This window comes from Spirosoma endophyticum (genome assembly GCF_900112365.1).
GTDB lineage: Bacteria > Bacteroidota > Bacteroidia > Cytophagales > Spirosomataceae > Spirosoma > Spirosoma endophyticum.
This window is the reverse complement of record NZ_FOLQ01000007.1, coordinates 140,028-154,012: the sequence shown is the minus strand read 5'-3', so window position 1 is coordinate 154,012 and position 13,985 is coordinate 140,028. Positions and strand designations below refer to the sequence as shown.

Below are 13,985 nucleotides of genomic sequence, written 5' to 3'. Positions count from 1 at the left end.
TAGTATGACCGCCAGTCGACTTAGTATCGTCACATTAGGATTAGCCGCTACGCTTACGTTCAGCTACGGACAAAGCAGACCCGCGCCGTCTACTACGTCTGGTAGCACGCAAAAATCAGTAGACTCACTCGACAGGTTTTTGCGCGATAAAATGAGCCAGCTCAGCATTCCGGGGATGCAGGTTGCCGTGGTACAGCGGGGTCAACTGGTGCTGAATAAATCATATGGATTTGCCAATCTTCAGGACTCTGTTCCCGTAACGCATAAAAGCATTTTTGCCATTAACTCCTGCACAAAGGCATTTACGGGTGTGGCCATCATGCAACTCGTTGAAGACGGTAAGGTTGATTTAGCGGCACCCATTTCCCGCTACGTCGATGACTTGCCGACCGATTGGCAACCGGTAACGATCAGGCAATTGCTAACGCACGTTTCGGGCATACCCGATATTCTTCGGGTACTGAGTCCATCAACGGGTGGGCTGGCTGATTTGGGCAGTGAAGAAGCGGCCTGGGAGGCCGTAAAGAAAAGGCCCATGGATTTTCGGACGGGCGAACAGTTTAGCTACAACCAGACAAATTACGTGCTGCTGGGCAAGGTCATCGACAAGCTACATACCAAACCATTCGCCCAGGTATTCAGTGAGCAACAGTTTCAACCTGCCGGTATGTCAAACACCGTTTTTGGTGATTCCCGTGATGTTCTTCCTCATTTTGCGCCAACCTATTCGCTCAAAACCAGCCTTGACGGACACAAACTGAGTGAAGCGAAACTGACGAATAATTACGCTGAATTTCCGGCCTCCCGCCGAACCGCATCGGGCTTGAACAGCACGGCCGAAGACATGGCCCACTGGATCATTGCGCTGCAACAAGGCAAACTGTTAAAAACAAAAGCGGCTCTCAACACGCTGTGGTCACCCGGTACGTACAGCAATGGGTCACCAACGCAATGGGCGCTCGGCTGGGGACTGACCAAATTCCGGCCAAAGCACCGGGCCGTGGGTATGTCGGGAGGTGGTCGTTCCGCTTTCCTTGTTTACCCGGATGATGATCTGGCGGTTATTGTGCTGACCAATTTGGGGGGCAGTTCGCCGGAAAATTTTATTGAAGAACTGGCCGGTTACTTTAATCCAGACATTCCCCAGTCCGACCCCATCACGGCGCTACGTCTTCAAGTACAGAAGCGCGGTTTTGACCAAGCGATACCCGTCGGAAATGAACTGAAAAAACGAAATCTTCAGCCCGATGAAAACGAACTGAATGACTGGGCCTATCGGGTAATGAGCAGTGGTCAGGCGAAAGAAGCGCTCGAACTTTTCAAGCTCAATGTGAGCCTGTATCCCGAAAGCTGGAATACGTACGACAGCCTGGCGGAGGGCTACGAGCGGCTGGGTAATCAGGCATTGGCCATTGAGAATTACAAACGCTCGCTGGCCATGAATCCGGAAAACGCCAACGCAACCGGTCATCTTAAAAAGTTGGCACAGGGTAGCAAGTAAAAGTGTGCAATAGGCAACACCGGGTTAAAACGGCAGCGGCCGACCGTCCGGCGCAATGCAACATTTTGATCACTTGCACCGGACGGTCGGCCGCTCATATCTTTGTTTTGATTGGAGGTTGTCCGAAAAAGTGCAATTTTTGAGTAAGACCTGACATGGGTTGCCAGTACCTCGGGTCGGCCGCTGAGACACTCTCCGGTGATCTTGAACAGGCTGGTTGTGCTGGTGCCCTTGTCCCTTTCCAACAAGCTCCGACAGTACCCATAGACGCAGGCTAGTCCTGTGATCTGCCATCGATGTGCCAGGGCCAGGAAAGTAGTCAGGTAAGCCATGTTTTATTTTTTATCCCCTTTGTCATGACTTCTTTTCTACGTTATTGCGTGGGGCTGGACATCAGCAAAGACACGCTTCAAGTTTGTCTGTCGGTCATTGACTCCAGCGGACGAGTCACCGTTAAAGCCACTACCAAAGTCGTTAACAAGCCAACAGGCTTCTGCGCTTTGGTCAACTGGGTGGCTCGCCACCGTAAGCTAGAGTTACCCCTAAATTACCTAATGGAATCCACCGGCGTCTACCACGAAGCCGTTGCCTGGTATCTCTATCAGCAGGACCAACCCGTTAGTATTCTGCTGCCAAACAAAGCCAAACATTACTTGAAAAGCTTAGGCTACAAGTCCAAGAACGACAAAATCGACGCCCAAGGCTTATCTCGTATGGGCCTTGAGCAGCAATTACCTCTGTGGAAACCGCTTTCTAAGAACCTCTATGCACTTCGGTTATTGACTCGCCAGCACCAGCGCTTGCAGGAACTACGTACTCAGTCGACCAACCAACAACATGCCTTGGAGCATGGTGCCTTTGATAATGGCTTCATCACCAAGCAACTGGCCAACTTGGTCAAGATCTATGACCAACAGTTAACTGCTCTCGAAGAAGCCATTGCCCAGCTCGTTGATGACGACCCGATTCTCAAGCCCCGCATCGAGCGGCTAGTCCAGATCAAAGGCCTTGCCCTGTTATCGGTTGCCGTGTTAGTGGCTGAAACCAACGGTTTCGAGGGCTTCACCAACCAGCGCCACTTGGTCAGCTATGCGGGCTACGATGTGGTGGAGAATCAGTCAGGCAACCATTCGGGTAAAACACGTATTTCCAAAAAAGGGAACAGTCGACTTCGTCGCATCCTGCATATGCCTGCTTTCAACGCCGTTCGGTTCAATGAACCTACTTGCAAAGCGCTTTATGAACGGGTTTATCAGCGAAGTGGCATCAAAATGAAAGCCTATGTGGCGGTTCAGAAGCGATTGCTTTTGATGGCCTACGCCTTGTGGCGTCACGGGGTCAAGTATGACCCTTTGTACTTAGCAAATCAAGCGAGTCAGGACAAAAAAATAGTCCCGACTAGCGGGACTACACAGGATCAACCAGCGGAAGCCGAGTTGTCCTACTTGTAGTCCAAAGATATGAAAAAAATCCTACTTCAAAACTTGACTTTCACGACAGTACCAGCCGTTTTAACCCGGTGTTACGTATCATCTCTTATCAAGACTTTTGATTCAACACCTCATGCATCTTAATAGAATCATTTTCGCCATATGCTTGCTAACGGCAACCCTACAATCCACTGTTGATCAGGCGCAACCGGCAGCAACTGATGCCCGCGCTGATGCTACGATTCAACAGTTGGGAACAGCCTTCGTTAAGGAGAAAGCGCACGTAGGCTTGTCGATTGGTATTGTCCGAAACGGGAAAACGGCTTTCTATAATTTCGGCACGTTGGAGAAAGGCAAAAACCTGTTACCTACGCAAAATACTATCTACGAAATCGGGTCGATCAGTAAAACGTTTGGGAGCTTGCTGCTGGCGCGGGCTGTTGTCGATAAGAAAGCCAGCTTAGACGATGATATTCGCCAGTATCTCGATGGCGACTACCCGAATCTGGCCTACGAAGGCAAGCCCATCCGGCTGATAAATCTGACCAACTGGACCTCCGAACTGCCCGACAATTTCCCGGATAATCCCAACCGGTTTAAGCAGGCTAATCCCGATTCGATTCCGTTCCTGATTGTAAATGAGTTGACTACATACACCAGGCAGGATTTCTTCAACGACCTGCACGCGGTTACGCTTAAGGCAGCTCCCGGTCAGAATCCACGTCACTCGAACGTAGCGGCTCAGTTGGTGGGCTATATTCTGGAGAAAGTCTATCAAAAACCTTACGAAGAGTTAATAAAAACACAGATCGAACAGCCGCTACAGATGCGTACTACGTTCGGTTCGGCAACTTCGTTGGATCAATTCGCCATTGGCTATGATGGAAAGGGCATTCGAATGCCCGCGTTCACGCTGAAAGCGATGCAGGCCGCTGGGGGCCTTCGCTACAGTGCGGCTGACCTGCTAAAATACGCAGCCTATCAGTTAGACGAACGCAATAAAGCGGTGCAACTGAGCCATCAGCTTACCTGGGGAAATACGGATAACCTGGCGCTGGGGATGAACTGGTTTCTCCACAAAACCATCGACAGCAAGCGCCAGTTGGAACACTCGGGTGGTACGTTCGGCTTTGCCAGTTTCTGTGATCTATATCCCGATCAGAAGGTTGGACTTGTGCTACTCGCCAACAACTCGGATCAGACAACGCAGGGCCAACTTCAGGAACTGTCGGGTAAAGTCATGAACGTACTAAACGGCGAACCCGCTGCTTTAACAGCTCTTCACGACGAACTGAAAAAGCAGGGTTATGCACAAGCTATCAACATAGTTCAGAATATTCGTGAAAAATACCCTGAACTGTACCTGGGTGAAGGGTACGTAAATGGATGGGGCTATACGCTGGTCGGGCAAAGCAAACTCAACGAAGCACTGGAGATTTTTAAATTGAACGTTAGCCTGTATCCCAACGCCTGGAACACCTACGACAGCCTGGCCGAAAACTACGAGCATATGGGAAACCGTGCACAAGCAATTATCAATTACAAGCACTCGCTGGAGTTAAACCCCCAGAACACAACCGCAATTGATTTCCTGAAAAAGGCGGGCGAAACGGCTGGTAAGTAGCTAATGCCGAAAGGCGAACCGAGGCTATTAACGGAAATAGTTACGATGTAAGCAACCCGAGCGTAGTAACCTGCATCTTTAACGCAAACCGCAGGCAGAATAGCCATTCCGTTTGCAACAAACCTCTAAACCAGACGATTACCCATGACTGCCTGGCTTATCTCCGCTTTTCTGCTATTTCCGCTACGGTCTATTCAGCCCAAGCGCCCCACAGCACTCGTTACGATTCCCGAAAAGGCATCAACGGATAATCCACTGAAAACGTCGGTCGACCTCCTTGTTGAGGAGGCCGCTCAACACTTCATGGCGACACCACAGTCGGTTGGGCTTTCGATTGGCATTATCAAAGATGGTCAACCATATGTGTATAACTATGGTACGGTTGAAAAAGGGCGGCAGCAATTGCCAACCAGCCAAACTGTGTACCCAATCGCGTCCATTACCAAGACATTTACGGGGGCTTTACTGGCGCAGGCGGTCGTCGAAAAGAAAGTGAAGCTGGGCGATGATATTCGTAAGTACCTGACCGGCAATTATTCAAACCTGACGTATGAAGGGCAGTCCATCCGGCTCTTTCACCTGATTAATCACCGATCGGGTTTACCGTTCCTGTTGCCGGATCGGCCAGACGCATTTGCCAATACCGCCATTCCTTCCTCGACAATTGCGGCTGAGCTTTTACAGGGCTACACCCGCGACGATTTCTACGCCGACTTGCATAAGGTAAAGCTGGATACAATGCCGGGTTATACGTTCCGGTACTCCAATACGGGCGCTCAGTTGCTGGGTTATATTTTAGAGCGGGTGTACAACATGCCCTTTGACGAGTTGGTACGGCTGAAAATAACCCAGCCGCTCGCCATGAGTCATACGAAGATTGAACTGACGTCTTCGGATCAGGCTACTTTCGCGAAAGGCTACAATTGCAATGGGGTTGAGATGCCGCCCATTCCCGATCAACTCCAGGGAGCCGCTGCGTTGAAATCGACCGTTACGGATATGCTGAAATACATCCAGTGGAACGTAGCCGAAGAGACAGAAGCCGCCAAACTAACGCATCAGCCAACGTCGGGCGACGTATCCCGCTATTCGTCGGGATTAAACTGGCAGATGCTGAACGTAGCGGGCAATCGCGCCATCTGGCAGGACGGCAACATCCCCGGCTTTAGCAGTTTATGCGTCAATTATCCCGAACTGAACATGGGTATCGTAGTGCTCTCTAACGAATGCGACCGCATGAGCGCTTCGAGGGTTACGACCCTGACCAACCAGATCGCAAAAGCCATAGACGACCGAGCGGTTGTGTTGCCGAATTGATTATAAAACACTGGGTTTTAACTCAGTGCCAGCCAACATCATCGCCTTGTCCACAAATGAACGTAGCATGTCCGAAATCGGACATGCTACGTTCATTTGTGGCATACAATAGACTGTCTAACAAACAGTTAAACATACTGGTATAACATTTGGGGTTCTATGGCAGTAATACGCTATGCGTTGCGAACTGACCTTATTCTTTCACCTATCTTTTTCCTGCCCCTATGTCATACATCGCCATTCCCATCTCATCATTACCCGGCAAACAGGATATAGAAATTGACGTCACCATCAACGGTCAGAAACAAGCGCTGCATTACCGCGTAGAGTTGTTCTACTGGGGCGACTGCCGGGTGCCAACCTTCGACCGGGTCGAATGCATCCAGCAACTGCTGGCCGATTACGACCGCGACTGGACACTCTATTACATTGGTTCGCCAACCGACGAATTCGTACCCATTACGTTCGTTAGACGGGAAGATTTAGTTAAGCAGCGACAATTGCTCAGGGCCCGATAATCCTGTTCCAAACCATACGTATTGAGCATGAGGGAGTACGTTTTCTCCTATAGGTTCATCCCAACTTTTTCTTTTTTTCACTTCATGCCCTTTACTTATGATTCAATCGTATATCAAAATCGCCCTGCGCAGTCTTCGCAAGAACCGGGTATTCTCGTTCATCAATATTGTTGGACTGGCGCTTGGCATTGCTGCTTTTGTCCTGATCCTGGAATATGTCAGTTTTGAAAAAAGCTTCAATCAATTCCATACGAATCTGGCCAATACATATCGCGTATTGCTAGAGCACAAAGACGGAAAAACCGATAATTATGTGCCGTCGGCGATAGCGCCAGCCCTCAAACAGCAGTTCGGTAACGCCGAAGCCGTTTGCCGAATTACCTCGGTTCAGCAGGGTATTATTACCGTTCCGAGTACTGACAAGACGCAGTCAATACGTTCATTCAGGGAGACTAATTCAATTACGGCTGATGGCGATTTCTTCCGGATCTTTTCATTTCCATTGATGGCAGGGTCGCCATCGCTGCACCAGCCCAATACGGTCGCGATTTCCCAAACAAAAGCCAGAACGTATTTCGGAAGTGCAAATCCCATTGGTAAGGTACTGACACTCAACAGCCAGTTTGGAAAAGGTATTTATCGGGTAGTTGCCGTTTTTGCGGATGTTCCGGCCAACTCCGATCTGCAATTTGACCTCGTGTATTCGCTCAGTACGTTGGCGAATGAAGGGAATCGCAATGGCAATGACTGGGCGAGTTTAGACAACTGGAACGGGTCCTTCTCCGAAACGGTGGTCCTCCTCAATCCCAAAGCTGATCTGGCTGTATTTGAAGGCAAAGCGGCAGAACTGGTTGCCAAAGCGCGTCCGAAAGAAGCGGATCTGATTCAGATGCAGCCCCTTACGTATCTTCACCTGGGCGACGGGTTGAGCGATACGCGCCCTACGAACGCTAAAGTCGGTTTTGTGTATATGCTGGGTGGTATTGCCCTGCTGATTCTGCTGATTGCCTGGCTCAATTACATCAACTTATCGACCGCCGGTGCGCTGAAACGGGCGAAAGAAGTGGGTGTTCGGAAAGTTGTTGGTGCTAATCGCGAGCAAATTATCGGCCAGTTTCTGGGCGAATCATTGATACTCAACCTGCTGGGATTCGGGCTGGCCATACTTCTTATCCTGTTACTACAGGAACCTTTCAATCAGCTGGTTGGCAAGCCGCTGTCGCTAGCATCAATTGGCCAGAGCCCCTTCTGGATTGCTGGTTTGGGAGCTGTGTTACTGGGTGCTATGGCCTCGGGCAGTTATGCCGCTTTTGTGCTGTCGGGCTTTCCCGTACTGAGCGTGATGAAAACGGCCTTTGTCCGGACAGGTCAGGGCGTTTGGGTACGACAATCACTGGTCGTGTTTCAGTTTACGATCTCCATTGTGCTGATTGTCGCCACGGTGGTCCTGTACCGACAATTGTCATTCATGCAGAATCAGAATCTGGGCATGAACCTGAAACAATTGCTGGTCATTAAGGGCGCCGAAGTGGGCGCTGATTCGGCCCGAAGAGCCGGACGAACGGCCTTCCGGAATGAGATTGCTCAGTTGCCTTTCGTCGATGATTACTGCAATTCGGGGAGTGTACCGGGCGGCTGGTACAATTACAACGCGGCCGGCATTACCCGCTTGAATCCCGTTCCCGGCGATGAGAAGAAAAGCTATGCCGTTACGTATGCCGATGATCGTTTCCTGAAAACCTATGGCATTACGTTAGCCGCCGGGCAAAACTTTACGCCCGAAATGTGCGCCAAAGGCACCGACGCCAACCGGGTGTTAATCAATGCTAAAGCGGCCAAATCCCTCGGTTTTGCCTCGGCCCAGGCCGCCGTCGGGCAGAAACTGAAATACGGTGCCGAACTGGAAATTGTCGGGGTGATCAATGATTATCACCATCAATCGCTGCAACAGGCCATTGAGCCGCTGATTATTTATCCGGGTTATCCCAGCACAAATTATACCGTTCGCCTATCGACGGATCGTATGCAGGCGAAGATTGGCGAGTTGGAACAACTCTACAAACAACTCTTTCCCGGCAATCCCTTTGAATATTACTTTGTGGACGAAAACTACCGCAAACAATACCAGACCGAACAGCAATACAGCACCATTTTCACGGTTGCGTCGGCTCTGGCGATACTCATTGCCTGTCTGGGTTTGTTCGGTCTGGCGGCCTATGCCACCGAACAACGAACCAAAGAGATTGGCGTGCGGAAAGTATTGGGAGCATCAGTAGGAAGTCTTATCACGCTTTTATCGAGAGATTTCCTCAAACTGGTTCTGATTGCCATCATCATTGCCACGCCCATTGGCTGGTGGATGATGGACCACTGGTTACAGGATTTCGCTTATCGGGTTGATCTTTCGTGGTGGGTGTTCGCCCTCGCGGGTTTACTGGCCGTAGGTATTGCCATCCTGACCGTCAGTTTCCAGAGCATCAAAGCCGCCCTGATGAATCCGGTGAAGAGTTTACGTAGCGAATAACGCGTGGGGCATGGAGCAAGGAAGGTCCATCAGTATAGTATGGCGCCTAATTTCATGCACCGTGCTCCAAGCCCCATGCCCTTACCCCCATGCTCCAAAACTTCCTTAAAACGGCCTTCCGAAATCTGTGGAAACACAAGTTGTTTTCCTTCATCAACATCTTTGGCCTGGCATCGGGCTGCTGGTGTGTTTGCTGGCCATGATCGATATCAAAGGGGCTTTTGACTACGATTCCTTTCATCCGCACGCCGACCGGACGTACCGCATTCTAACGGACGTAACGGCAACCAACAACGACGAACAGGGATTTGCTACGTCACCCCTGCCCCTTGCAGATGCGTTGAAGCAGAATTATCCGTTTGTGGAAGAAGCAACTCGCGTTGTTGGTAACTCCGGCGAATTTAGTGCAAATCGAAAACAACTGCCTGTCATCTATAGCGCAGTTGATCCGGGTTTCTTTAAAATTTTCGGGTTTCGACTCGAGAAAGGGCAAGCTGCCATTGCGCCCCAAACCGTTGTTCTGACGCAGCAGACAGCCAAACGATTTTTTGGGACGGCTAATCCCCTTGGCAAAATCGTAGAACACCCAACGCTCGGCGCTATGATGGTTGCGGGTGTTCTCGCCGAAAACCCAACAAAGTCTCACTTAAACTTTGATGCGCTCGTGTCGATGGCGACGTTTTCCAGCCCGGAATCGCAACGATCCATGACGAACTGGACAGACTATGCGCAAGGTTATACCTACGTTTTACTAAAACCGGGCGTACCAGCAGAGACACTTGATGGAATACTGCCAGCCCTAGCCAGCCGGGTTACAAAAGGTCTGCGATTTGCGAAGGATAAAGGCTACACGTTTCGTAGCCAGCCCTTGACGAAGCTTTCGCCAGCACGCGAAGAATTAATGAGGGCAAGCTATGAACCGACTGCCGGGAAACTGGAAACGGAGTTGGGCATAGGCTTACTAACGCTACTACTGGCCGCTTTCAATTGCATCAATCTGACACTGGCCCGGTCGTTAAGTCGGGCTCGGGAAGTAGGGATTCGAAAAGTAGCCGGAGCACTACGCTGGCAACTGATGGGGCAGTTTATGGCCGAATCGGCGGTGTTATCGCTGGCTGGACTTGGGCTGGCGTATGGTATGCTTCAAGTAATTAAGCCGATGCCTTTTGTGCAGCAATGGCTCATTGGGGGCGTACAGTGGGAAAATGACATTCGTATATGGCTGGTTTTCATAACATTCAGCCTTATGACAGGCTTGTTGGCGGGACTATTACCCGCACGGGTCTTGTCGAGTTTCCAACCAGCGCAGGTGCTACGTAGTCAAACCGGCCTCCGGGTATTCAAGGGAATTACCCTCCGTAAATCGTTGATTGTGGTTCAGTTTTCTATTTCCTTACTGGCCATGATTTCCCTGCTGGCCATGGCGCTTCAGCAAGACTACATGGCCACAGCTGATTATGGTTTTCAGCGGGAAAACATACTGACCATTCCGCTGAATGGTTTGCCATCCGGTCGTTTATCGACCGATATTGCCCAATTAGCGGGTGTAGAGCAGGTAGCGGCTACGGGCGCTTTATTTGGTGATCACGGCAATGGCTGGCAGATGATCCATCGGCAGAAAGCTGGGGGCGATTCATCGGCTGCCCATGTCTTTGCTACGGATGCCAATTTAGTGCCTATAACCGATCTAACCATGCTGGCGGGTCAGAACCTGCCCATGTCGGTATCCGACTCGGCTTCGCGGATGGTGCTTGTCAACGAGGAAGCCGTCCGAACCTTTAAATTTGGTACCGCCGGAACCGCTGTTGGACAGACCCTTTGGCTAAATGACAGTACGGAGGTACAGATTGCCGGCGTGCTGAAAGATTTTAAATTCACTACTCTCGTCTGGAAAATACAGCCCTTACTTCTTCGCTATCAACCGAATGAGTTCCGGTATCTGACGGTGAAAGTAGCGGGTAACGATCCAGAAGCGATTAAAAGCAACATAGCCCGGATCTGGAAACGACAGAATCCGTACGAACCCTTCAACGGCCAGTGGTACGACGATTTCCTGTATGACCGACACAGCCACACGGACGATATAAGCTTTATGGCGCTGTTAATTGGCTTAGCGGTCTCAATCGCCTGCCTGGGCCTCCTGGTCACCTACACAACCGAGCTGCGCACGAAGGAAGTGGGCGTCCGGAAGGTAATGGGCGCACGCGTTAGTCAGGTTATCTGGCTCCTGTCGTGGGATTTCCTGAAACTACTGCTGATCGCCGGAGCTATTGCTTTACCATTAGGCTATCTGGCCGGTAGTTTATTTCTGAAGACCTTCACCTATCACGTTTCCCTCGGTTTAGGCGCCTTGAGCCTTTGCTTTGGCATATTGCTGTTATTAGGTGGTCTAACCATCGGCTGGCGTACCTACAAAACGGCGCTGACCAACCCAGCAAAATCACTACGTAGTGAATAATGTGAAGCCGCATATTTGCGGCTCCTTACCCGGATGGTTTCGGCTGATGTAAAGTATAGCTGACGCACCCGAAGACGCCAATATGGCATCCACATACTACTATATATTTTATATATAAGAATATTATATATATTTGTTGTCGTAGGCAATGAGCGAATCCAGTCCTGCGACTCTTAAACTATACTGACAATTATGTTTCGAAATTATCTCAAAACGGCGCTTCGTAACCTCTGGCGCTATCGACGCGTAAACGCTATTAGTCTTTTTGGATTATCGGTGGGTCTGGCCTGCGGCATCGTTATATTCTTGTTGGTTAGTTATATGTTCAGCTTCGACCGTTACCACGCGAAAGCCGACCGGACCTACTGGATTGTCACTGACCTGCACCACGAGAACGTAGTACCCACCGATGCCACGCCCCGACCGCTGGGTGAAATCCTGCGCCGTGATTATCCGTTTGTGGAAAGCGCCGTTCGGGTGGAAAACATTTTCGGACGTGTGGTTAGCGTACCGGACGGAAAAGGGGGATTCAGTAAAAAGTTTGATGAGTCGCGTACGCTCTGCTTTACGGAACCGCAGTATTTCGACGTTTTTGATGTCGCCTGGGTAAATGGAAACCCCAAAACAGCCCTGTCAGTACCCAATACGGCAGTTCTGTCGGAACGATACGCCGAGAAGTATTTTGGAACGACGAATGCCGTCGGTCGAGTGCTACGTTACGATAATCAAACCGATCTGACCGTAACGGGCGTCATCAAAAATCCCCCGTCGAATACCAAGCTTCGGTACGAACTCCTTATTTCCTACAGCACCATTCCGGCTTTGCTGGGGAGCAAAGGACAGCAGGCAATGCAATCCTGGGGCAATGTCACAACGGTGTGTTTTGCAACGCTACGTACCGGAGCCTCTGTAGAACAACTGGTTAGTACATTGCCCATCATCCGCAAGAAATACCTGAGTGCTCTGGAAGCCAAAACCCTCGATTTTCACGTATTGCCGCTAAGTGATTTGAGCCATAATCCGCAGTATGGTGGTGAATCACCCTACCTTATTCTCTACGCATTGATCATAGTCGGGTTATTTTTAGTAGCTGGGGCCTGCATCAATTTCATCAACATCGCTACGGCCCACGCGCTGAAACGAGCCAAAGAAGTAGGTGTTCGGAAGGCAATGGGGAGCACGCGCTGGCAACTCATTGGGCAGTTTATGACCGAAACGACGCTCATTACGCTGGCGGCAGTGGTCGTGGGTATGTTACTGGCGCAACTTGGTTTACCTGCGCTTAATAACGCACTGTCCATGCTGAACGCTGACCTTAGTATTCTCGATCTGTTTTTGCCGAGGTCGCTGTTGTGGTTTGCGGGTTTAATTGTGGGCGTCATTACCCTGGCAGGCCTGTATCCTACGTTGGTACTGACCCGTTTTAAAGCGGTAGCGGCCTTGCACGGACAAATGACGACGCAGCAGGTGGGCGGGTTACGCGTTCGGCGGGGATTGGTGATCACGCAGTTTTTCATTACGCAGTTATTCTGCATTGGGGTTATCGTCATGATGGCCCAGGTCCGGCACATGCAACAGGCTGATCTGGGTTTCCGAAAAGAAGCCATTTTAACCGTACCTGTTCCGACCAACAATCCGATAAAGCAGCAGACGCTACGTGATCGTATGCGCCAGGTGCCTGGTGTCGAGCAGGTTGCGTTGGGCGCTGAACCACCCGCATCGTTCCGGCGAAACCCCGTTCCGTTTACGTTCGACACGCATACAGAGCCCGAAAAATTCCCGACCAGCGTCAAAATTGGCGATACGAACTACCTGTCGCTGTTCGGCATCAAGCTGCTGGCCGGACGAAATTTCCGCAATAACGACACGACGAATGCCGAAACGCTCATCAATGAAACGATGGTGAAACAACTGGGGTTACGGTCAGCATCGGAGGCCCTTGGCAAACGGCTTACCATCTGGGGCAACGACAGAACCATCGTTGGCGTCGTCAACAATTTTTATTCGGGCGAATTGAAAATGGGCCTTCAGCCCATTGTGCTGCTCAACATACACCGCGAAAACGACATGGCCGCGCTACGTATCAATCCCGCCAGCGTACCCGCAACGCTGAAAACCATCGAAAGCGCCTGGAATGAGCAGTTTCCCGAGCGGGTTTTCAAGGCTACCTTCGTGGATGATTTGCTGAAAAATTTCTATATCACCGAACGGATTCTGCTGGCACTGGCGCAGGTATTTTCGGTCATTGCCATCCTGATTGGTTGCCTGGGATTGTATGGTCTTGTGCTGTTTATGGCTGAAGCCAAACAGAAAGAAATTGGCGTGCGGAAAGTGATGGGAGCCAGCACAAACCAACTCCTGTGGCTCTTTGGCCGCGAGTTCGGCTGGCTGCTTGCCATTGGCTTCACACTGGCGGCACCCGTGGGCTGGTTTGTGATGAACAACTGGCTAAAAAGCTACGCGTATCGCATTAATCTCGGCTGGTGGGTCTTTGCAGTAACGTTAAGCCTTGTCACGATCATCACGCTCCTGACGGTTTCGTTCCAGGCAATGAAAGCCGCCCTGACCAACCCGGCTAAAAGCCTGCGAATGGAGTAAATCAACCTTTCCTAC

The 13,985-nt window shown here is 50.6% G+C and carries 8 protein-coding genes; all 8 read left to right on the top strand.

Annotated features, from left to right (window positions below):
* Positions 1-4: 4 nt before the first annotated feature.
* The 8 genes from BM202_RS19015 to BM202_RS18980 all read left to right on the top strand — a co-directional run bounded on the left by BM202_RS19015 (position 5) and on the right by BM202_RS18980 (position 13,970).
* The gene (locus tag BM202_RS19015) at positions 5-1,501 is read left to right on the top strand and encodes a serine hydrolase (RefSeq protein ID WP_093829002.1); all 1,497 of its coding nucleotides are present in this window, start codon (positions 5-7) and stop codon (positions 1,499-1,501) included.
* Positions 1,502-1,857: 356 nt separating this feature from the next.
* Complete coding sequence (locus BM202_RS19010) at positions 1,858-2,952, top strand: IS110 family RNA-guided transposase (RefSeq protein ID WP_093829248.1); 1,095 nt, start codon at positions 1,858-1,860, stop codon at positions 2,950-2,952.
* A 112-nt stretch (positions 2,953-3,064) separates the two neighbouring features.
* Complete coding sequence (locus BM202_RS19005; protein ID WP_093829000.1) at positions 3,065-4,555, top strand: serine hydrolase domain-containing protein; 1,491 nt, start codon at positions 3,065-3,067, stop codon at positions 4,553-4,555.
* 144 nt (positions 4,556-4,699) lie between these two features.
* Positions 4,700-5,872 (top strand): serine hydrolase domain-containing protein, encoded by a 1,173-nt coding sequence (locus BM202_RS19000; protein WP_093828998.1) that lies wholly within the window; start codon positions 4,700-4,702, stop codon positions 5,870-5,872.
* A 224-nt stretch (positions 5,873-6,096) separates the two neighbouring features.
* Positions 6,097-6,390, top strand: a complete 294-nt coding sequence (locus BM202_RS18995; RefSeq protein ID WP_093828996.1) for a hypothetical protein — start codon at positions 6,097-6,099, stop codon at positions 6,388-6,390.
* 97 nt (positions 6,391-6,487) lie between these two features.
* Entirely contained in the window at positions 6,488-8,914 is a 2,427-nt protein-coding gene (locus tag BM202_RS18990) for an ABC transporter permease (protein ID WP_093828994.1), read from the top strand.
* Positions 8,915-9,041: 127 nt separating this feature from the next.
* Positions 9,042-11,372, top strand: coding sequence for an ABC transporter permease (locus tag BM202_RS18985; protein WP_317039703.1), 2,331 nt, complete (start codon positions 9,042-9,044; stop codon positions 11,370-11,372).
* Between the two features lie 192 nt (positions 11,373-11,564).
* Positions 11,565-13,970: an ABC transporter permease gene (locus BM202_RS18980; RefSeq protein ID WP_093828992.1), complete on the top strand. Its 2,406-nt coding sequence runs from the start codon at positions 11,565-11,567 to the stop codon at positions 13,968-13,970.
* The last annotated feature ends 15 nt before the right edge of the window (positions 13,971-13,985 follow it).

Excerpts from the sequence above, each read along its gene's own strand:
- BM202_RS19015 (WP_093829002.1), top strand. The coding sequence starts at position 5 with ATGACCGCCAGTCGACTTAGTATCGTCACATTAGGATTAGCCGCTACG.
- BM202_RS19010 (WP_093829248.1), top strand. The coding sequence starts at position 1,858 with ATGACTTCTTTTCTACGTTATTGCGTGGGGCTGGACATCAGCAAAGAC.
- BM202_RS19005 (WP_093829000.1), top strand. The coding sequence starts at position 3,065 with ATGCATCTTAATAGAATCATTTTCGCCATATGCTTGCTAACGGCAACC.
- BM202_RS19000 (WP_093828998.1), top strand. The coding sequence starts at position 4,700 with ATGACTGCCTGGCTTATCTCCGCTTTTCTGCTATTTCCGCTACGGTCT.
- BM202_RS18995 (WP_093828996.1), top strand. The coding sequence starts at position 6,097 with ATGTCATACATCGCCATTCCCATCTCATCATTACCCGGCAAACAGGAT.
- BM202_RS18990 (WP_093828994.1), top strand. The coding sequence starts at position 6,488 with ATGATTCAATCGTATATCAAAATCGCCCTGCGCAGTCTTCGCAAGAAC.
- BM202_RS18980 (WP_093828992.1), top strand. The coding sequence starts at position 11,565 with ATGTTTCGAAATTATCTCAAAACGGCGCTTCGTAACCTCTGGCGCTAT.